The organism is Bartonella sp. AP58NXGY, assembly GCF_042195785.1.
In the GTDB taxonomy this organism is placed as follows: Bacteria; Pseudomonadota; Alphaproteobacteria; order Rhizobiales; family Rhizobiaceae; genus Bartonella.
In genome coordinates this window covers 116,459-136,387 of record NZ_JBHIOY010000006.1, presented here as the reverse complement: position 1 = coordinate 136,387, position 19,929 = coordinate 116,459, and the positions used below count along the sequence as shown (strand labels likewise).

The window sequence follows — 19,929 nt, the reverse complement described above, 5'->3', positions numbered from 1 at the left end:
GAACGAGAAGGTCAACGAGGTTGATCATAAGGTAGATAAGCTAGACCAACATGTTAAAGATATTGAAACTGCGGTTACAGATGGAGCTGTTAACTATGACAAAGATGCGGAGGGTAAGAAGACCAATAGCATCACGTTGGTGGGTGGGAATGACAGCGAGCCTGTCTTGATAGACAATGTAGGGGATGGTAAGATTGAGACAGGTTCTAAGGAAGCTGTTAATGGTGGTCAGTTGCATGATTATACTGAAGAGCAGATGAAGATAGTTCTTGACGATGCGAAGAAATATACGGATGATAAAGTTAGTAGTCTTGTCAATGATAGTCTTAACGAGTCGAAATCTTATACAGATATGAAATTTGAGACGTTAAATTATGCCATTGAAGATGTCCGCAAGGAGGCAAGGCAAGCAGCTGCTATTGGTTTGGCTGTGTCTAATTTACGTTACTATGATATACCAGGATCCTTAAGTGTCTCATTTGGTAGTGGTTTGTGGCGGAGTCAATCGGCATTTGCTATTGGTGCTGGTTATACATCTGAAGATGGAAATATCCGCTCGAATGTATCTATTACGAGTGCTGGAGGTCATTGGGGCATAGGCGCTGGGATTACTCTGAGGTTGAGATGATAATAGAGAAAATGACTATTATTATAAAAAAGAGAAATATATTAGTGAAGGTGCTGTTTGCTCTTGCCTTAATAGGCAAGGGCGAAAGCTTTGCTAATGAGAACAATAATACTTATACGGTGCATCCACCGCATTTGTCGGTACCTAAGGGTGAACCTGGTGAAACACGTCGAATTATTATGCAGTTTTATGATTGGACTTTGATTTGTGATGAAAAACAAAAGCTCAAGCAAGGTATATGTAATGTAACACAGACTGTTCATGATCAGGAAGGAAATACCGTTTTTAGTTGGTCTCTTGTTTCTACGACAAATGGTCAAGCAGTAATGCTTTTTCGAACATTGCCAAATTCTGATATAAATGTTCCAATTCAAATGTTTGTGAAAGGTGATAAAAAACCTGTTCTTATTCATTATACACAATGTAATGAAACAGTTTGTTTGGCACAATCATCTATAGGGCCAGTTTTTACTAAACAAATAGAGCAGAACAATAAAGTACGTATTTCCTATAAGCTTAAAGAGGGAAAGGTATTTTCTTTTACTGTACCATTTAAAGGATTAAATGCAGCACTTAATTCTTTGCGTCCTTAGAAACATCGAGTGATTTTAACAAGAGTCATTTTTCATAACTCGTTGTGTTATATTTTTTTTATGTGAATTATAGGATAAGATAAGTAAGAAGTTTTATGTAATATGCTATAGAAGTGATTTCTTCAAAAGAGTAGGAATTTTATGAATATAAAGTCACAATAAGTGATTTATGTGTAATAGAAAATAAAGTTAGAGTTTTTCACAAAGCTTAGAGAGTGATTGCGTTAGTTACTAGAAGTAAAAAATTGTTAGAAATACTCAATTTTAAATAAATAAAAATACGTTTTCCTTACAATAACTGAGTAGGCTAAATTTTTTAACTTCATATGGATTTTTAGAGTAATCTGATTAAGCATTAATATTTTTCAATTGAAGTGTTGTAATAATAGATAAATTTATAATCCTAGAGAATTTTTTGAACGATAGTTTTTCTTTGTATTCACGAGATAACAGCTATTGTAGTTGCATTTTGTAGTACTACGGAACTTTTATTCCAATATAATCAAAGTTGTTTCGTCAAACGAGGCTAGTGTGTGGAGAAAGCTATTGAAGAAAAAAGTAAAAATTCTTCTTATAAACTATTTCAATATATAGGTTTTTGTAACATTAGGAGTCAGCAGATAATATGATAGTGCTGGTTTGTTACAATAGAGGTATACTCCGTGATGGTATGAAAAAGAGCATAATTTACAAAAACTGATATGAACGTAAACGATTAATTTATAGTTTTAAGTTCATAAAAAGAAGCATGATTTCATGGAAACGACCAAAAGATTATACAAAAATCTGAATAATGCTAGCGTAGAAAATTTTGATGATAGAAAAAGAAGGAATGGTTTCTTGTATCTATCATTTGATGCTGCTTTGTTGCTTTATTTAGGAGTGAGTAGAAGAGTTTTTGCGTTTATTTATTGGGGGAAACGCTCAAGGGATGAGAGAAATGACCCCGTTAAATTATGGTTCAAAAGAGTCAGAGCGAGGAGAAACATGCAATACTGAAGCAGATCAGTTCTATGATCCGTGTGGTAGTAATAAAAACAATCGTTCTGCATTGTCACGAACAGAGGCACGCTCCATATTTGTTGATATAAAGGGACAACAGAGAAAAAAACATTGTAAACAGAAACAGGTTTTTATTCAATCGGAAACAGCTTTTGAGTTTCATGGTCAGACAATGATAGGAGCTCAAAAAACAAAAAAACTCAAAGCACCTTTTCTTCGACGGTTCCATCCAGTAAAATCTCCATCTCTTTATGCGGCGCTTGATCTGGGAACGAATAATTGTCGTCTTCTTATCGCATCTCCCAGTAAACCTGGATATTTTCGTGTTGTTGATGCTTTTTCTCGTATTGTACGATTGGGAGAAGGTTTAATAAATAACGGTTTTCTTAGTACGCAAGCTATGGATCGTGCGATTGAAGCATTAAAGATTTGTCATTTAAAGTTAAAACAAAGGCATATTAAGCGTTATCGTTTGATTGCAACGGAAGCTTGCCGTTCAGCGGAAAATGGTAGGCATTTTATTCAGCGTGTTTTGGATGAAACAGGTCTTGAATTGGAAATTGTTGATCGGCAAACAGAAGCGCGTTTTGCGGTTACAGGGTGCAGTACGCTTGTTGAGCCAAATATTGATGCAATTGTGCTTTTTGATATTGGAGGAGGATCATCAGAAATTGTTCTTCTTGATGTTTCTCAAAAACGTTCTTTCCGTTTAGCTGGACAGATTATCGCTTGGACTTCTCTTCCTGTTGGTGTTGTTACACTTGCTGAATGTTTTGGAGGAAATAATATTAGTTTAGACGATTTTGAAAAAATGAAAAGCTATGTGCGAAGGTTGTTAAATAATTTTTCAGATCGTCATAAATTAGGAGAGTTAGCTCAAGGTTCGAAGTTTCATCTTTTGGGAACCTCTGGTACAGTTACGACTTTAGCAGGAATGTATCTTAATTTAGAGCGTTATGATAGAAGAAAAGTGGATGGCATTTGGATGAATGATGCAGACATTACTCTTATGACAAAACGCCTATTATCATGGGATATAGAAAAACGCGTAATAAGTCCTTTTATTGGGCGAGAGAGAGCAGATTTAGTTTTAGCTGGTTGTGCAATTTTAGATGTTATTCGAGAAGTTTGGCCAAGTCAGCGTTTAAGGGTTGCTGATCGTGGATTAAGGGAAGGAATTTTGATAGAGCTGATGTTACGCGATGGTGTATGGTGTCGTCATAGAAAGAGCAGAGATTTCAAGCGTTAGAGAATTAAATATGGAGACAATGAATAACGATGAAAAAAACAACAAAAATACCCAAGGGTGGCTATGGAGGTTCAGGGTCACATGAATTATATCAGCGCGTAAAAAAGAAAGCAGGAACCATTAAAGCTTCATCACGGCGATGGTTAGAGAGGCATTTGAATGATCCTTATGTTCATCAATCAAAAGTAGATGGTTATCGTTCGCGTGCGGCTTATAAACTCATTGAAATTAATGAGCGTTATAGTTTTTTGAAAAAAGGCCAAAAGGTTATTGATCTAGGAGCAGCACCTGGGGGATGGTGTCAGGTGGCTGGGCATATAGTAGGGTCAAGTGATGAAAAGCCTAGCGTGGTTGGTATTGATTATTTGCATGTTGATCCGTTGCCTGGGGTTGTGATGCTGGAAATGGATTTTTTACATGCAGATGCACCGCAGAAATTAATTGATGCTTTAGGAACAAAGCCGGATGTTGTGCTTTCTGATATGGCTGCACCAACAACAGGACATCGTCAAACAGATCATTTAAGAACGATTTATTTATGTGAAGTTGCTGCTGATTTTGCTCTTTCTGTTCTAAAACCTGGTGGGCATTTTTTGGCAAAGGCTTTTCAAGGTGGAGCAGAAAACACTCTTCTCACAATACTAAAACAGCATTTTAAAAAAGTCTATCATGTTAAACCACCCGCAAGCCGATCGGAATCAGTGGAGCTTTATCTTTTAGCGCTTGAATTTAAGGGAAAAACAAAAATACAAGAATAGCACCTTCTTTTAAGAAGACTTAACTTTACTTACGTATTTGAAAAAGCTTAACTTTACGTATGTATTTAAGTATGATGATTTTTTCAAATAGTTATTCAGAGATATTTAGAGTTTCTCTGTTAACAATGATGAAAAACTGGTAAAATTAATATATTGCCTATAGAGGTAGAAAGATTGATTCCTCAGTGAGCGCTTCCAATGAAATTTCTTGATCAAGCTAAAGTTTATATTCGTTCTGGTAATGGAGGTTCCGGAGCAGTATCATTTCGCCGTGAAAAATTCATAGAATTTGGGGGGCCTGATGGGGGGAATGGGGGGCGGGGAGGTGATGTCTGGGCGCTTGTTGTTGATGGGCTTAACACGCTGATTGATTATCGCTACCAACAGCATTTTAAAGCAAAAACAGGGGGACATGGCAAGGGGCGTAATATGACGGGTGAGAAGGGTGATGATGTCATCCTTAAAGTTCCGGTTGGGACACAAATTTTTGAAGAAGATAATACAACGTTAATCTGTGATTTAACGGAAGTGGGACAGCGCTATCGCCTTGCAAAAGGCGGGAATGGCGGTTTTGGCAATCTTCACTTTACAACATCGACAAATCGGGCACCGCGTCGTGCAAATCCAGGTTTGTCTGGAGAAGAGCGTGCAATATGGCTTCGTTTGAAGTTAATTGCTGATGCGGGACTTGTTGGTTTACCAAATGCTGGGAAATCGACTTTTTTAGCTTCTGTGACGGCTGCAAAGCCAAAAGTTGCAGATTATCCTTTTACCACTCTACATCCTCATCTTGGTGTTGTACGAATTGATGGTCGTGAATTTGTTTTGGCTGATATTCCGGGGTTGATCGAAGGAGCTCATGAAGGTGTGGGAATTGGAGATCGTTTTTTAGGACATGTGGAACGTTGTCGTGTACTTCTTCATCTGATTTCTGCTCAAGAAGAAGATGTAGCAAAGGCATATCAAATTGTGCGTCATGAACTTGAGTCTTATGGAAACAATCTAAGTAATAAGACTGAAATTGTCGCTTTAAGCCAAATAGATACGCTCACGGTTGACGAGCGTAAAACGAAACAGGAAGCTTTACAAAGAGTAACGGATCAACCTGTTATGATGTTTTCTGCGGTTAGTCGCGAAGGTTTAGAAAATGTGCTGCGTGCTGGTGCACGTATTATTGAAATGTCACGTAAAGAGGAGAACGGTGGGGATAGCAGGATTGATTGAGATGGCTGTTGGATTGCAAAAACTCACACACTATAAACGTATCGTGGTCAAAATTGGATCTGCACTTTTGGTTGATCCTCAGACAGGGTTACGGGTTGAATGGCTTAAAAGCTTGATCAGTGATGTTGTTGGATTACACAAAAAAGGTGTAGAGATATTATTGGTGTCTTCGGGGGCTATTGCTTTAGGAAGGACATTGCTACAGCTTCCTAAGGGGGCTTTGAAATTGGAAGAAAGTCAGGCATGTGCTGCTTTGGGGCAAATTGAGTTAGCGAAAACCTATGGTGATGCGCTTGCTCAACATGGGCTCAAAACAGGCCAAATTTTGCTCACTTTATTTGATACGGAGGAGCGAAGGCGTTATCTCAATGCACGTGCAACGATTGAGATGCTTTTATATTTGGGAGCTGTGCCTGTTATTAATGAGAATGATACTGTTGCGACAACTGAAATTCGTTATGGTGATAATGACCGTTTAGCTGCACGTGTGGCAACAATGGTGAGGGCAGATCTTTTAATACTTTTGTCTGATATTGATGGTCTTTATACAAAGTCTCCCCATAGAGATCCTACGGCTGAATTTATACCTTTTGTTGCATCCATTACGCATGATATCGAAAAAATGGCAGATGTTGCTGCTTCAGAGTTTTCGCGGGGAGGAATGAAGACTAAGCTTGATGCCGGAAAAATAGCTAATGCTGCTGGAACGGCGATGATTATCACCTCAGGCAAACGTATGAATCCCCTTGCTGCAATTGACAAAGGTGAACGCAAGAGTTTTTTTGCGGCAAGTAAGAAATCTGTCAATGCTTGGAAAACATGGATTTCTGGTCATTTAGATCCATCTGGTGTTTTGACGATTGATCAAGGAGCCATTAGGGCTCTTGAAACAGGAAAATCGTTATTAGCAGCAGGGGTTATTAGCGTGGAGGGAAATTTCCAGCGTGGGGATACGGTTGCAATTGTTGGTACAGATGGAGTTGAGATTGCGCGTGGACTTGTAAGCTACGACAAAGATGAGGCTGTACGCATTATAGGACATAAAAGTGAAGAAATTGAAGCTATTCTTGGGTATGAGGCGCGCTCTGCTATGGTGCATCGTAATGATATGATTGTACGTTGCTTGATCAATTCTGTTTAAAAAAGTTACTTTTGTTTTTATTATTTTGGCAGAGTGGATGATACGATGACTTTAGAAGAAAAAATGAAAGATATGGGACAAAAAGCACGCTATGCCGCTGCAGCATTGGCTGTTGCTTCTTCTGAGCAAAAGAACAATGCATTAGAAATGATCGCTTTAAGCCTAGAGGCTTACTCAGATGAAATTTTACGGGCGAATTGTTTGGATTTAGAGAAGGCTGCTCAGAATAATTTGAAAGCAGCAATGATTGATCGGCTTAGATTAGATGAATTGCGTTTGGGTGCAATGATAGATAGTGTTCGTCAAGTTGCTCATTTATCTGATCCTGTTGGGCAGGTCATAAGTGCGTGGACACGTCCCAATGGGCTTCATATAAGTCGTGTAAGAACACCTCTTGGTGTAATTGGCATTATTTATGAGAGTCGCCCAAATGTTACAATTGATGCGAGTGCTTTGTGTTTAAAAGCGGGCAATGCTGCGATTTTGCGCGGTGGTTCGGATAGTTTTCATTCTTCACATGCACTTCATTGTGCGTTGGTACAAGGATTAGAGCGCTCTGGTTTACCTAAAGATGCGATTCAAATGGTTGAAACGACAGATCGCGCTGCCGTTGGGGAAATGCTCAAAGGATTGGATGGAGCGATTGATGTGATCGTACCACGTGGTGGAAAGAGTCTTGTTGCTCGCGTTCAGTCTGATGCACGTATTCCAATTTTTGCCCATTTAGAGGGGCTTTGTCATATTTATATTGATAAATCGGCAGATTTAGATATGGCGCGCAATATTGTTTTAAATGCGAAGTTGCGTCGGACTGGGATATGTGGTGCTGTTGAGACAGTTCTCATTGACAGTCAAGCATTAAAAAAGTTTCTTCCTGTTTTGACGGCTTTACAGGAGAAGGGTTGTGAAATCCGCGCAACAGAGGATATCGCGTTTCTTATGCCAGATGTAAAATTAGCCTCTGAAGAAGATTGGTCACATGAATATCTTGATGCTATTCTTTCTGTTAAAACGGTTGAGGGGGTTGAGGGAGCTATTGCTCATATCAAGCGTTATTCATCAGGACATACGGAATCGGTTATTGCTGAGGATTTGGAAGTGGTGAAGATCTTTTTTAATCATTTAGATTCAGCTATTTTATTACACAATGCATCTACACAATTTGCTGATGGAGGTGAATTTGGTTTTGGAATGGAAATTGGTATCGCAACAGGAAAAATGCATGCACGTGGTCCCATAGGCGTTGAACAGCTAACATCATTTCAATATCATGTTGAAGGAAATGGTCAGGTTAGAGTTTGAAAAGCCCATTTTTTCCATGGAAAAATCGTATGCCACATGTTGAAAGATCTAATGTTGTAGGTCTTTTTGGTGGTTCTTTTAATCCGCCGCATGCGGGGCACCTTCTCGTTGCAAAAATTGCCATTCGGCGTTTACATCTTGATCAGTTATGGTGGATGGTTAGTCCAGGCAATCCTTTAAAGGATTGTACACAGTTACTCCCTTTAGAGGAGAGAATGCGATTAAGTTTTAAACTTATTGACCATCCGAAAGTTCGCTTGACAGGTTTTGAAAAAGCTATAGGGAGCAAAGTATCGGTAGATACAATTTTCCATATTCTTACCCATTACAGTGGTGTAAATTTTGTATGGATTATGGGAGCGGATAGTTTTACAACGATACATCATTGGTATCGATGGCGTGATATTGTCTCTATGCTTCCTATTGCGATTATTGATCGTCCTTTAGGCAATAGGTCGGCACTCTTTTCTCCTATGGCACAGATTTATCGCCGATTTCGTTTGGATGAGAGAGAAAGTGGGCGCTTACCTTTTATAAAACCGCCAGTTTGGACTTATTTGCATGGACCTTTATCTTTTCAATCTTCAACAAACCTTCGTTTGGAGAAGAATAATTTTTCTTGAACAATTTATAAGATTCTGCTTCTTTCTAAAGAAGTCTCTTTTTGACATTACACAACGATAAGAAAGGATATTAATCTGAAAAACATTGTACACAAATATTCTTACGATATTAGATCTTCTAAAGAAAAAGAAGTTTTTTCTGTGAATGATAGTCTTGAAATTATTCTCAAGAGTTTAGAAGATATAAAAGCAGAAGATATTGTTGCTATTGATATTCAAGGGAAGTCATCTTTGGCTGATTATATGGTTATAGCTTCAGCGCATTCGCAGCGTCATATATCTTCTGTTGCTGATCATTTATTACGCATTTGGAAAGACAGTGGGCAAGGCCTCGCACGCGTAGAAGGTCTTGCGGGAGGCGATTGGGTATTGATTGATACAGGTGATATTATCATTCATCTTTTTCGTCCGGAAATTCGTCTTTTTTATAATTTAGAAAAGATGTGGCTGACTCCGGATTTAAACAATACAACATCGGTTCTTTTCGGAGATCATTAAAATGCAAATTTCTATTTTTGCGGTTGGTCGTATGAAAAGTGGGGCAGAGCAAACATTGGTTCAACATTATTTGGATCGTTTTTCTAAAAGTTCTGGTGCTGTAGGATTTCATTTAAAAAAGTTACACGAGATATCAGAAAGTCGTGCTCAAACAGCGTGTCAGCGTATGGAGGAAGAGGGGAAGAGACTCATTGAATTTTTGCCTGAAAAATATCAATTAATTGTGTTAGATGAGCGCGGAGAGTCGATTTCTTCAGCTGCTTTTGCTGAAAAATTAGGGTTTTATCGTGATGAAGGCATTCGAGATGTCATTATTGCTTTGGGGGGGCCAGATGGGCATAATGAACAGATAAGAAATCGTGCTGATTTTCTTTTATCTTTTGGTTTTATGACGTGGCCACATCAAATTGCGCGCATTCTTCTTGCAGAACAACTTTATCGTGCTGTAACAATTGCAAATCATCATCCGTATCATCGTTTTTAATATTTTTATGCAATTTTTAGTACTTATTTATCTATTTATTAATATTGTTTTAGCCGACACCATTTAAAGCATCTTTAATGTATATGATGAGCTGTAATGGTTGTGCAAATGAAAAAGCTTCTTCATAAAAAGATGCAATATTTATATGGGGAATGCGTGATATTTGTGGTATTGCTCTTGAGTATGTTTTTTTGCTTTTCTGCATCGCATGCGGAAGATACAATGAGTAGTACGGCGGCACATAAAGCATTGGGAGAAATTCGCCAAAATATTTCACTTTCGCGTGAGCGTGTTACTATTCTTACGCGTCAAGTTGAGCATTTAAAAAAAGATCAACGTGTTTTGAGTGATGCACTTATAAAAGCGGCTAAAGAAGAACGTACAGTAGCAGATGATATTGCTAAAAGGGAAGAAAAGCTTAAGAAAATGATAGAACAGCGGGTACAAGTCTATCAAAGTTTAAAAAGTCGTCGTGCTGAATTTGCGGAAGTTCTTGCAATTTTGGAACGTATGGGATTGAATCCGCCTCCTGCTCTTATGATACAGCCAGAGGATGTGTTGGCTTCTATGCGTAGTTCTGTTTTATTAGGCGCTGTTATTCCTCAGATGCAAGAGAAAACACGAGATTTAACAGAGAAACTCAAGGAGTTGACCAATTTAAGCAATTCCATTACCATGGAATATACCGCATTAAAGACAAAACTGCAAAATCAAGCAGAGCAGCGAAAACGTCTAGAGCTTTTATTAGACAAAAAAAACAAACTACAAGAAAAATCAGAAAAAGAACTTACAGAACAGCAACAAGAAAATATTTCTCTTGCTAAAAAAGCGCAGTCTTTGGAAGAATTGATTTTAGAGCTTGATCGTCAGTCAAAATTTAGCTCTGATTCATCAATACAGGTACGGAAAAATTTACAATTGTTAGAGCAGTCGAATTTTGAAAGCCGAAAAGGTTCTTTACTTTTTCCTGTTTCAGGGAAAAGAATTCGATTTTCTCATAATAATTCGCAGATTACGCGCTTTGGTGAAACGATTGAAACAGAGTCAGGTGCTGTTGTTATATCACCTGTGGATGCTTTTATTGCTTTTGCTGGGCCATTTCGTTCTTACGGACAGTTAATTATTCTCAATGTTGGAAATGGTTATCATATCATTCTTACCGGAATGTCGAAAATTAATGTAAAACAAGGGCAGTTTGTTCTTTCAGGAGAGCCTCTGGGTATGATGGAGATGCAATTTATTGCGAATAGTGTTGCATTGGATATAGGCAAAACTGCTCCAATGCTTTACATTGAGTTTAGAAAACAGGGAAAACCTATAAATCCAACTCCTTGGTGGCAGACTGAAAAAACGAGAAGGAGCCAAAATGATTCGTAAAGTTATTCTTTTGGTCGCTGGGGTATTGCTCGGCGCCAGTTCAATGATTATGGTGCAGTCTGTTGCTGCAAACAATGAAGGTAATGCGTATAAGCAGTTGGCTATATTTGGCGATATTTTTGAACGTGTTCGTATGCAGTACGTGACGGTTCCAGATGATAAAAAGCTTATCGAAAATGCTATCAATGGTATGCTTACATCGCTTGATCCCCATTCATCTTATATGAATGCTGAAGAAGCCAAGGACATGCGGGATTCTACGAAAGGAGAATTTGGCGGTCTTGGTATTGAGGTCACTATGGAGAAAAACTTAATTAAAGTTGTCTCTCCAATGGATGATACACCTGCTTCAAAAGCAGGTATTTTATCAGGAGACCTTATTTCAAAAATTGATGACGTACAAACGAATGGTCAAACATTGAATGAAGCTGTTAATAAAATGCGAGGGGCTCCTGGAACGCCAATTACCTTGACAATTATTCGTTCTGGCGTTGATAAGCCATTTGAAGTTAAGATTGTTCGTGATATCATTAAAGTGAAAGCGGTGAAATATCGCGTTGAGGGAGACATTGGATATTTAAGAATTATTCAGTTTTCTGAGCAGACATTGGGTAATCTTCTAGCGGCAATTAAAGATATCCAATCTCAAATTCCTGAAGATAAATTAAAAGGTTATGTCCTTGATTTACGGCTCAATCCTGGTGGGCTTTTAGATCAAGCTGTTAATGTTTCGAGTGCTTTTCTCGATAAAGGTGAGATTGTGTCGACTCGTGGGCGCAAAAAGAGTGATGTGACGAGATTTGATGCGAAGCCAGGTGATGTCACTAATGGAAAGCCGCTCATTGTCCTCATTAATGGTGGTTCGGCAAGTGCTTCTGAAATCGTTGCAGGTGCACTACAAGATCATCGCCGTGCAACAATTTTAGGGACGCAGTCTTTTGGTAAAGGATCTGTTCAAACAATTATTCCTTTGGGTGAAAATGGGGCTTTACGCTTAACAACAGCACTTTATTACACGCCATCTGGCACTTCTATTCAAGGAACAGGGATCACACCTGATATTATTGTAGAGCAACCACTCCCTGAAAAATATAAGGGTTATGATGTAAAAGTTGGTGAGTCTGCATTAAAAGGACATATCAAAGGGAAACGGGAAAGTAATAAAGGCTCTGGTTCAGCTGCTTTTGTTCCGAAAGACCCTAAAGAGGATATTCAATTGAATGAGGCTTATAAACTGTTACGGGGTGAAATGGCAAATGCAGCATTCCCACCAGATCCCAATAAGGATATATTAAAGTGAGAAATGATATCTATAGCTTGCACTTTTGAGGAATATTAAATGGATGCGGGTATTAATTTAAAGGCTCTTCCTTATCGCAAATGTGTTGGGATTGTTGTCTTTAATCATGAGGGTAAAGTTTGGGTTGGGCGTCGTTTAATGACGCCTGTTCATGCAGATATTGAAATATCTCATCGTTGGCAGCTTCCTCAAGGAGGGATTGATGAAGATGAAAAGCCATTAGATGCGGCATATCGTGAACTCTATGAAGAAACCGGTATTCGATCTGTAAAGTTGATTAAAGAAGCACAAAATTGGTTCTGCTATGATTTTCCACAAGAACTTGTTGGGTGCACATTAAGCAATAAATATCGTGGGCAAATGCAAAAATGGTTTGCTTTTCAGTTTACGGGAGAGATTTCTGAAATTGCCATTAATCCGCCGCCAGAAGGCAATAAAGCGGAATTCGATCAATGGAAATGGGTTGATCTAGAAACCCTTCCTTTAATTGTTGTTTCTTTTAAAAAGCATGTTTATATGAAAGTTGTTAGCGAATTTCGAGGTAGCCTTCGGTTGTTATAAAAGCTATATGATTATAAGAAAGCTTTTTGTATTGAGATGCTTTATATTAATTTATAAATAATAAATATGTTTCTCTTTTATGTAAAGAACAGGGATATAAAATGAAAAAGTTATTTAATTTACTTATAGTTTGTACTCTTTTGAGTATTTCATCTGTTGCATTTGCAACAGGTTCAAAGCCTTCTGCACCAAAAGATGCAAAAGATGCAGTAGAGACATTACCAAATGGTGCTTCTTCTTTAACTGAAACCTATGGCTTGTGGACCATTAATTGTGGGTTACAAGAAGGAAAAAAAGTTTGCTTTATGCATCGTCAAGAAGTAAATGAGCAAGGGCGTGTTGTTGTGGCTATGAGCCTTATTCTCAATGCTGAGGGTGTTGTATCAGGTAGTTTAACCGTTCCTTTTGGCATTTTGGTTTCTAAACCTGTTCGTTTGCAAGTTGATGAAGGAAAGGCTGTTATTGAAACTGGTATAAGGACTTGTGTGCCAGCAGGTTGCATGGTACCAGTCGTTTTTGACAAAAGTCACGTAGCAGCTTTACGTGCAGGAAAGCAATTAAAGTTGGCGATGACAATTGCTGCTGCAGGTGAACCACCTTTGAATGATTTGTTTGTTCAGCTGAATGGTTTTAGCAATGCTCTTAATCGTTTAACTGCTTTGCAGAAATAATTAAAAGAATAAACTAAAAACGGCCTTTTAAGGCTGTTTTTAGTTTGTACGTTTTTTATATTAATAATTAAAGCGATGAGATTTAAGGTTAATCCTATAAGGAATCTCTAAAGCTTTTAAAGTTCTCAGATTATTTACTATTTTTTCTATTTTTACGCGTTATTTTTAATTGTGATATTTGTTTTCTAGCTTCATCGTCATTAAATAGAGAGATGAAGGATTTGGTTTTTTGTTTTTATTCAAGAAAAAAGAATATTTAAATATAAAACCATTGTTTGATACACAGATTTACTTTAATGAAGGCCTTTTATACGCTCTTCTGTTTCCTTGATTGAAAGGGATAACGCATGATTTATGCATTGCTTAGAGCAATTGATTTGATTTTTGAGATTTATATTGATATCCTAATTGCTAGTGTTGTTTTTTCTTGGCTTTATGTCTTTAATATCATAAATCCGCACAATCGCTTTGTTATTTTGATAAGAGACTTTTTATATCACCTTACAAATCCCATTCTAAATCGTATTCGACGGATTTTACCAAATTTTGGAACAATTGATATTTCACCTGTTGTGGTATTCATTATTATTTATTTTATTCGTACTTTCATGTGGCACACTTACGCAAGCATGTATCTATAGAAATATTACTTGAGGCGAATACATGTTTTATCAAGTTGATAAAAATAATTTGGTTTTGTTTGTGTACCTCATTCCCAAATCATCTATTGACAAAATAATAGGGGTTGAATGTAGGGATGGTGAGAAACGATATCTAGTTATACGTCTTCGTGCTGTTCCTGAAGATGGAAAAGCAAATAGAGCGCTCATTAAATTTCTTGCGAAGAAGTGGAAAATTTCAGCTTCTTCTATTTCTCTGAAAAGCGGCGCAACATCTCGCTACAAACAACTTTATTTTTCAACACATTTAGAAGAGCTACAGCAGATATGGCAATCCTTCACAGAGTATATTTTGTAGAAGAAATAAATAATAAAGCCTATAAAAAACAGGCTTTATTTTATTAGAATTGTTATATTTCTTTATTGCGTTCAACAGCTTGCTTAATCAATTCATAAGCAAAGCTTTTATCACGCCATCCTTCAATTTTGGCCCATTTTCCAGGTTCCAGATCTTTGTAATGTTTGAAGAAATGTTCAATTTGTTTGAGTGTAATCTCGGGCAGATCTGTATAGTCATGAATATTGATATAGCGTTTTGTTAATTTTGTCGTGGGAATGGCAATAATTTTTTCATCTTTACCACCATCATCTTCCATCATTAAAGCGCCGATGGGGCGAACATTGATCACACAACCAGGCATAAGTGGACGGGTATTACAGATAAGGACATCAATAGGATCACCATCATCTGAAAGTGTATGAGGGACAAAACCGTAATTTCCGGGATAAACCATCGATGTATGAAGAAAACGGTCAACAAATAATGCGCCCGACTTTTTATCCATCTCATATTTTATTGGCTGACCACCAAGAGAGACTTCTACAATAACATTAATATCTTCTGGTGGGTTTTTACCCACGGGTATTTCCTTAATATTCATAAAGATATCCTTTCTGGGATAGAGTGAGGCTCAATACAATCAAGTATTTTACCAAAGTAGATTGTAAAATTAGCTCGAAATTGATGCACGTGTTTTTTCAAAACGTTTACGTTCATTGGGATCAAGATAGAGTTTGCGGAGACGAATATTTTTAGGGGTCACCTCTACAAGTTCATCATCTTGTATCCATGATAAGGCACGTTCTAATGTCATTTTAATGGGAGGCGTTAACTTTACCGCTTCATCTTTTCCGGAAGCACGCATATTAGTAAGTTTTTTTCCTTTTAACACATTGACTTCTAAGTCATTATCGCGTGAGTGGATGCCAATAATCATACCTTGATAGACTTTCACACCTGCATCGATGATCATAGGTCCACGATCTTCAAGATTAAAAAGAGCATAAGCAACAGATTCACCGTTGTCATTAGAAATCATAACACCATTAACGCGACCAGCAATGTCTCCTTTATAAGGTTCATAAGCGTGGAAAAGGCGATTCATAATTGCTGTACCACGTGTGTCCGTTAAAAGTTCAGATTGATAACCAATAAGTCCTCTAGTTGGGGCGTAAAAGACAAGGCGGATACGATGACCTCCAGAAGGACGTAATTCCACCATTTCACCCTTACGTTCAGACATTTTTTGTACAACAGTACCGGAATATTCTTCATCGACATCGATAACAACTTCTTCTATTGGCTCAAGAATTGTTCCATTTTCATCTTTTTGCATAACAACACGTGGACGTGAAACACTAAGTTCAAATCCTTCACGTCGCATATTTTCAATAAGAACTGCGAGCTGTAATTCTCCTCGTCCTGAAACGTAAAAAGAATCTTTATCGGCTGATTCTTCAATTTTAAGAGCGACATTGCCTTCTGCTTCTTTTAACAAACGGTCTCGAATGACACGGCTTGTTACTTTATCTCCTTCAGTTCCTGCAAGGGGGCTATCATTGACGAGAAAACTCATCGTAACAGTAGGAGGATCAATTGGTTGGGCAGTAAGGGGTTCATTAACCGTAGGATCACAGAAAGTATCAGCGACGGTACCTTTTTGCAGACCTGCAATCGCAACAATATCACCAGCACTTCCTTCTTCAATAGGTTGCCGTTCTAGACCACGAAATGCTAGAATTTTTGAAATCCGCCCAGTTTCTAAAAGTTTTCCATCTTGCCCCAGAACCTTGACATTTTGATTGGGTTTTAGAGAGCCGGAATGAATACGACCTGTAATAATTCGTCCCAAAAATGGATCTGCTTCAAGAATAGTTCCAATCATGCGGAACGGGCCTTCTGCGACGCTAGGGGAAGGAACATGCCGCGTTACAAGATCAAATAAAGGACCTAGTCCTTGATCTTTTGGTCCCTCGGGGGTTTCAGCCATCCATCCATCGCGTCCTGAACCATAAAGAATGGGAAAATCAAGCTGTTCATCAGTTGCGTCAAGAGCAGCGAAAAGGTCAAAAACCTCATTAATAACTTCATCAACGCGTGCATCAGGTCGGTCAATTTTATTAATAGCAACAATAGGGCGCAAACCTACTTTCAATGCCTTGCCAACGACAAATTTTGTTTGTGGCATTGGTCCTTCAGCTGCATCAACAAGGACGATGGCTCCATCAACCATGTTTAGAATGCGTTCAACTTCTCCACCAAAATCGGCATGTCCTGGTGTATCAACAATATTAATTCTAGTATCTTTCCAAACAACAGATGTCACTTTCGCTAGAATTGTAATTCCACGTTCTTTTTCAATATCATTTGAATCCATCATACGTTCGCTTGTGCGCTGATTATCACGGAAGTTTCCTGATTGCTTGAGAAGTCCGTCCACAAGCGTTGTTTTCCCATGGTCAACGTGGGCAATGATGGCAATGTTACGCAATTGCATAAATTTTCTTCTTTTCGTTTAATGAAATCCCATTTGAGGCAAAGTATTTACATTCTTTACCTGACTATCAAAAAACCTTTTACATGTTTTTTTATAATTTTGGAAGATGGAGGTAATATTTTTATGGTAAGAGTATTCACTCAAGTTTTTAATGCTTTCTTGAGTATCAATTGGTGGAGTTTCATAAAAAAACTTTTATAGTACCGGTATGTTTTATTATCGAGCTAAGACTTGTCCATAAATCATCATCAATTTGATCTTTATGAACGTGACACGAGAAATTGATATAAACGTTTGTAAGAAGAGTATAAAGGTAAATCCATTGAGCACCCCCATCTTTACGCTTATGAAGTAACAAGTCAGCACCATCACACAATTTGCCAGTTCGTGGGTGTTGTATAGCCCTTGGAACTTGAGACTCTTCATAAGAGCCATTTTTAAATCCTTTCTTATACAGTTTTTACCCACATGCCATCCCCGCTTGTGACGTGCAAGCGAATGGTTTTGATTGATTCAATATACACAGATTTGAAATGAGAGAATCTTACGTTATTCGGGATTCTCATTCAATATGCAAAACAGTGAACTGTATATATAAATCAATATTTTGCCTGAAAACTAGAACGTTTCAAACAGAATTACACTTGTTATTGCATATCCATGTATTTGTCTTAAAGAGGGATTTCTTAATGTATACCTTATCCATTCCACGATAGTTCCCATAAATGGTATAATATAAACACCTTTATGAAGAGTATAAAGCCCATGGATCATCATTATTATTACTCTATTTTAGCTGTCAATATTGCAACAGTTTTTAGTACTAGAGAGGGGGCATAAGAAGCAGTTTACTCTTTTCTTGAATAATTTTAGCCACGCACCAATTCTGCTTGTGGTATGCAAAAAGATGACTTTAATTGATTCAAGATGAGAAGGTTTATGATAAGATAATCTTGCAGTATTTGGAGTTATTATTCAATCTAAAAAAACGATAAATTATCATTATAAAAAAGTGTATTATCTATGAAGTAGGGCGCAAGAAAACAAATACGGGAGTTTGTTTTTTTAGGGAAAGATCTTAAATGATATGACAAGATCTTTCCATAACGGTGCGTTTTTCCTTCATATATTTAAAGAAGAGTTCCTGATAAAATGAGGGAAGCTACAGAAAAATAGATTATAATGCCCATGACATCGACTAAAGTTGCCACAAAAGGAGCAGAAGCACTTGCTGGATCAAATTTTAAACCTTTAAGGATAAAAGGTAGCATCGATCCAGAGAGAGAACCAAAGGTAACGATGCCGATTAAAGCTGTACCTACTGTTGTTGAAATAGCAATCCAATGTTGGCCATAATCGTAGATACCGAGTTTTTGCCAAAGAGCAATGCGCGCAATGCCAATAATTCCGAGTAAGAGACCAAGGGATAATCCTGTTGGAATTTCACGAATAATAACTTTCCACCAGTCTTTTAATGTGAGTTCACGTAAAGCCAATGCACGGATAATAAGGGATGTAGCCTGTGAGCCGGAATTCCCTCCTGAGCTCATAATGAGAGGAATAAAAAGTGTAAGAATAATCGCTTTTTCAAGTTCAGTTTCAAAATGTTGCATAGCGCTTGCTGTTAGCATTTCACCGATAAAGAGTAAAGCGAGCCAGCCTCCGCGTTTTTTCATCATTTCAGGAAACTTGATTTGCATATAGGGCTTATTAAGCGCTTCCATACCCCCAAATTTATAGGCATCTTCATTCATTTCATCGACCATAGTATCAAGCACATCGTCCACGGTTACAATGCCAATGACATGGTTATTTTCATCAACGACGGGCACCGACAGAAGATCATGGCGCTGGAAAAGGCGCGCGATATCCTCATGATGTGTGAAGGGCGATATTGTAATGGGTGAGTCATGGGTAGGGACATTAAGGATTTGTTCATCAGGTGAGGCAAGAATAAGGTTACGCAGTGAAACAGCTTTGAGAAGAATCCCTGTTTTAGGGTCAATCACATAGCTGGTATAAACTGTTTCACGTGTTCGCTCGACCTCACGAATATGATCCAAAGTTTTTTGTATGGTCCAGTTTGAAGGAACGGCTATAAACTCTGTTGTCATGAGTGCCCCTGCTGTATGATCAGGATAACTGGTAAGTTTTTTAAGTTCCGCACGTGTTAAGGGTTTAAGCAAGGCATAAAGCCGTGTACGGGTTTCTTTATTTATTTCTTGAAAGACGTCTGCAGCAGCATCTGCAGACATGCCATCAAGAATTTCAACAGCACGATTTATAGGGAGAAGTTCTAAAATAGCAGCAGGTTGCTCAAGCTCTGGTTTATCAAAAAGTTCGATAACATAATCAAGAGGTAGAAGACTAAGAATAGTGACACGTTCCATGATATCGAGATCATTGATGATATCAATAGAGTCTGCAAAATGCTGGTTCTTTAACTTTTCAGCGAGAGCTTCAGGAGAAAAATTTTTGAAGTCGAAGGTCGTTTTAATTTCAGTCATGATAAAGTACCTCCTGAAGAGTTGGGAAGTTGTAAATCTAAATAATAGATGAGATAAAAACAAAAATTTATGGAAGATTTGAAAAAAACCTCCCCGACTATATTTCCAATTGTTAATATTTGAAGTTAAAGTCAAGGATAAATTATCGGTTATGAACAAGTTTCTGAATCACTGAAACGAGAATACAGCTTGATTGGGGGATAATATGAAGGTGTAAATGTAAAAATCAGTTCCCATTTTTACCTTATTATGCCGTAAAACACCGTTGTTTAGAGCGGTGATATAAGGCATGAAAAGCTTTACATATTAAGTGTTTTTAGATATCGCAATCCGTATTCAGGGCAGGGGCTTATCTGTTACGCTCATGAAGTAAATCGCATGAGTGGTTAGCAGGTAGAATCCGCCGAGATAAGCTGAACTGTTGACAGTCCGGAGCCTGGTAGGAACTTCCATTCTTGTAATGGGGCAACGTCCCTTCACGTAAAACAGAACGCCATTGTGTTGCAGTTTCGCGCGCTTATTTTAAGAAACATCTCTCAAAGAGCATTCAAGCC

19 protein-coding genes are annotated in these 19,929 nt (G+C 37.9%); 16 read left to right on the top strand and 3 right to left on the bottom strand.

Going from position 1 to position 19,929, the window contains the following annotated elements; genetic code table 11:
• From ACFINC_RS05795 to ACFINC_RS05720, 16 genes are all read left to right on the top strand, one after another.
• On the top strand, nucleotides 1–628 hold a 628-nt coding region (locus ACFINC_RS05795), incomplete at its 5' end, for a YadA-like family protein (protein WP_375616487.1).
• Nucleotides 625–1,221, top strand: a complete 597-nt coding sequence (locus tag ACFINC_RS05790) for an invasion associated locus B family protein (protein WP_375616486.1) — start codon at nucleotides 625–627, stop codon at nucleotides 1,219–1,221. The genes ACFINC_RS05795 and ACFINC_RS05790, both read left to right, overlap by 4 nt.
• A 940-nt stretch (nucleotides 1,222–2,161) precedes the next feature.
• Nucleotides 2,162–3,472, top strand: coding sequence for a Ppx/GppA phosphatase family protein (locus ACFINC_RS05785; protein ID WP_375616485.1), 1,311 nt, complete (start codon nucleotides 2,162–2,164; stop codon nucleotides 3,470–3,472).
• Between the two features lie 29 nt (nucleotides 3,473–3,501).
• Nucleotides 3,502–4,230, top strand: a complete 729-nt coding sequence (locus ACFINC_RS05780; RefSeq protein ID WP_375616484.1) for an RlmE family RNA methyltransferase — start codon at nucleotides 3,502–3,504, stop codon at nucleotides 4,228–4,230.
• A 198-nt stretch (nucleotides 4,231–4,428) separates the two neighbouring features.
• Entirely contained in the window at nucleotides 4,429–5,454 is a 1,026-nt protein-coding gene (gene obgE, locus ACFINC_RS05775) for a GTPase ObgE (RefSeq protein ID WP_375616483.1), read from the top strand.
• 1 nt (nucleotide 5,455) lies between these two features.
• Nucleotides 5,456–6,595 carry a glutamate 5-kinase gene (gene proB / locus ACFINC_RS05770; RefSeq protein WP_375616495.1) on the top strand — a complete coding sequence of 380 codons (1,140 nt, stop codon included), beginning with the start codon at nucleotides 5,456–5,458 and terminating at the stop codon, nucleotides 6,593–6,595.
• A gap of 45 nt (nucleotides 6,596–6,640) precedes the next feature.
• Nucleotides 6,641–7,897: a glutamate-5-semialdehyde dehydrogenase gene (locus ACFINC_RS05765; protein WP_375616482.1), complete on the top strand. Its 1,257-nt coding sequence runs from the start codon at nucleotides 6,641–6,643 to the stop codon at nucleotides 7,895–7,897.
• Between the two features lie 29 nt (nucleotides 7,898–7,926).
• Complete coding sequence (locus tag ACFINC_RS05760) at nucleotides 7,927–8,520, top strand: nicotinate-nucleotide adenylyltransferase (RefSeq protein ID WP_375616481.1); 594 nt, start codon at nucleotides 7,927–7,929, stop codon at nucleotides 8,518–8,520.
• A gap of 69 nt (nucleotides 8,521–8,589) precedes the next feature.
• Entirely contained in the window at nucleotides 8,590–9,018 is a 429-nt protein-coding gene (gene rsfS, locus ACFINC_RS05755) for a ribosome silencing factor (RefSeq protein ID WP_375616494.1), read from the top strand.
• 1 nt (nucleotide 9,019) lies between these two features.
• Nucleotides 9,020–9,502, top strand: coding sequence for a 23S rRNA (pseudouridine(1915)-N(3))-methyltransferase RlmH (rlmH, locus tag ACFINC_RS05750; RefSeq protein WP_375616480.1), 483 nt, complete (start codon nucleotides 9,020–9,022; stop codon nucleotides 9,500–9,502).
• 96 nt (nucleotides 9,503–9,598) lie between these two features.
• A complete protein-coding gene (locus ACFINC_RS05745) occupies nucleotides 9,599–10,879 on the top strand; it encodes a murein hydrolase activator EnvC family protein (protein ID WP_375616479.1) in 1,281 nt (426 codons plus the stop codon).
• Nucleotides 10,869–12,179, top strand: coding sequence for a S41 family peptidase (locus ACFINC_RS05740; protein ID WP_375609170.1), 1,311 nt, complete (start codon nucleotides 10,869–10,871; stop codon nucleotides 12,177–12,179). The genes ACFINC_RS05745 and ACFINC_RS05740 overlap by 11 nt, the downstream gene beginning before the upstream one ends.
• A 39-nt stretch (nucleotides 12,180–12,218) precedes the next feature.
• Nucleotides 12,219–12,740 (top strand): RNA pyrophosphohydrolase, encoded by a 522-nt coding sequence (locus tag ACFINC_RS05735; RefSeq protein ID WP_375609171.1) that lies wholly within the window; start codon nucleotides 12,219–12,221, stop codon nucleotides 12,738–12,740.
• 101 nt (nucleotides 12,741–12,841) lie between these two features.
• A complete protein-coding gene (locus tag ACFINC_RS05730) occupies nucleotides 12,842–13,411 on the top strand; it encodes an invasion associated locus B family protein (protein ID WP_375616478.1) in 570 nt (189 codons plus the stop codon).
• Nucleotides 13,412–13,758: 347 nt separating this feature from the next.
• Nucleotides 13,759–14,052 carry a YggT family protein gene (locus tag ACFINC_RS05725; protein WP_375616477.1) on the top strand — a complete coding sequence of 98 codons (294 nt, stop codon included), beginning with the start codon at nucleotides 13,759–13,761 and terminating at the stop codon, nucleotides 14,050–14,052.
• Between the two features lie 22 nt (nucleotides 14,053–14,074).
• Nucleotides 14,075–14,389 carry a DUF167 domain-containing protein gene (locus ACFINC_RS05720; protein WP_375616476.1) on the top strand — a complete coding sequence of 105 codons (315 nt, stop codon included), beginning with the start codon at nucleotides 14,075–14,077 and terminating at the stop codon, nucleotides 14,387–14,389.
• Between the two features lie 52 nt (nucleotides 14,390–14,441).
• Here ACFINC_RS05720 and ppa read toward each other — a convergent pair whose 3' ends face one another.
• From ppa to mgtE, 3 genes are all read right to left on the bottom strand, one after another.
• Complete coding sequence (gene ppa, locus ACFINC_RS05715; protein ID WP_375616475.1) at nucleotides 14,442–14,972, bottom strand: inorganic diphosphatase; 531 nt, start codon at nucleotides 14,970–14,972, stop codon at nucleotides 14,442–14,444.
• Between the two features lie 69 nt (nucleotides 14,973–15,041).
• Nucleotides 15,042–16,868: a translational GTPase TypA gene (typA, locus tag ACFINC_RS05710; RefSeq protein WP_375616474.1), complete on the bottom strand. Its 1,827-nt coding sequence runs from the start codon at nucleotides 16,866–16,868 to the stop codon at nucleotides 15,042–15,044.
• Nucleotides 16,869–17,998: 1,130 nt separating this feature from the next.
• The gene (gene mgtE / locus ACFINC_RS05705; protein WP_375616473.1) at nucleotides 17,999–19,375 is read right to left on the bottom strand and encodes a magnesium transporter; all 1,377 of its coding nucleotides are present in this window, start codon (nucleotides 19,373–19,375) and stop codon (nucleotides 17,999–18,001) included.
• Nucleotides 19,376–19,929: the final 554 nt, after the last annotated feature.

Bases quoted from the DNA above. Each gene is read 5' to 3' on its own strand.
- ppa (WP_375616475.1), bottom strand. From the start codon at position 14,972: ATGAATATTAAGGAAATACCCGTGGGTAAAAACCCACCAGAAGATATT.
- ACFINC_RS05745 (WP_375616479.1), top strand. From the start codon at position 9,599: ATGGTTGTGCAAATGAAAAAGCTTCTTCATAAAAAGATGCAATATTTA.
- ACFINC_RS05785 (WP_375616485.1), top strand. From the start codon at position 2,162: ATGACCCCGTTAAATTATGGTTCAAAAGAGTCAGAGCGAGGAGAAACA.
- rlmH (WP_375616480.1), top strand. From the start codon at position 9,020: ATGCAAATTTCTATTTTTGCGGTTGGTCGTATGAAAAGTGGGGCAGAG.
- proB (WP_375616495.1), top strand. From the start codon at position 5,456: ATGGCTGTTGGATTGCAAAAACTCACACACTATAAACGTATCGTGGTC.
- mgtE (WP_375616473.1), bottom strand. From the start codon at position 19,375: ATGACTGAAATTAAAACGACCTTCGACTTCAAAAATTTTTCTCCTGAA.
- ACFINC_RS05765 (WP_375616482.1), top strand. From the start codon at position 6,641: ATGACTTTAGAAGAAAAAATGAAAGATATGGGACAAAAAGCACGCTAT.
- ACFINC_RS05720 (WP_375616476.1), top strand. From the start codon at position 14,075: ATGTTTTATCAAGTTGATAAAAATAATTTGGTTTTGTTTGTGTACCTC.
- ACFINC_RS05725 (WP_375616477.1), top strand. From the start codon at position 13,759: ATGATTTATGCATTGCTTAGAGCAATTGATTTGATTTTTGAGATTTAT.
- ACFINC_RS05760 (WP_375616481.1), top strand. From the start codon at position 7,927: ATGCCACATGTTGAAAGATCTAATGTTGTAGGTCTTTTTGGTGGTTCT.
- ACFINC_RS05735 (WP_375609171.1), top strand. From the start codon at position 12,219: ATGGATGCGGGTATTAATTTAAAGGCTCTTCCTTATCGCAAATGTGTT.
- ACFINC_RS05740 (WP_375609170.1), top strand. From the start codon at position 10,869: ATGATTCGTAAAGTTATTCTTTTGGTCGCTGGGGTATTGCTCGGCGCC.
- typA (WP_375616474.1), bottom strand. From the start codon at position 16,868: ATGCAATTGCGTAACATTGCCATCATTGCCCACGTTGACCATGGGAAA.
- ACFINC_RS05780 (WP_375616484.1), top strand. From the start codon at position 3,502: ATGAAAAAAACAACAAAAATACCCAAGGGTGGCTATGGAGGTTCAGGG.
- ACFINC_RS05730 (WP_375616478.1), top strand. From the start codon at position 12,842: ATGAAAAAGTTATTTAATTTACTTATAGTTTGTACTCTTTTGAGTATT.
- ACFINC_RS05790 (WP_375616486.1), top strand. From the start codon at position 625: ATGATAATAGAGAAAATGACTATTATTATAAAAAAGAGAAATATATTA.
- obgE (WP_375616483.1), top strand. From the start codon at position 4,429: ATGAAATTTCTTGATCAAGCTAAAGTTTATATTCGTTCTGGTAATGGA.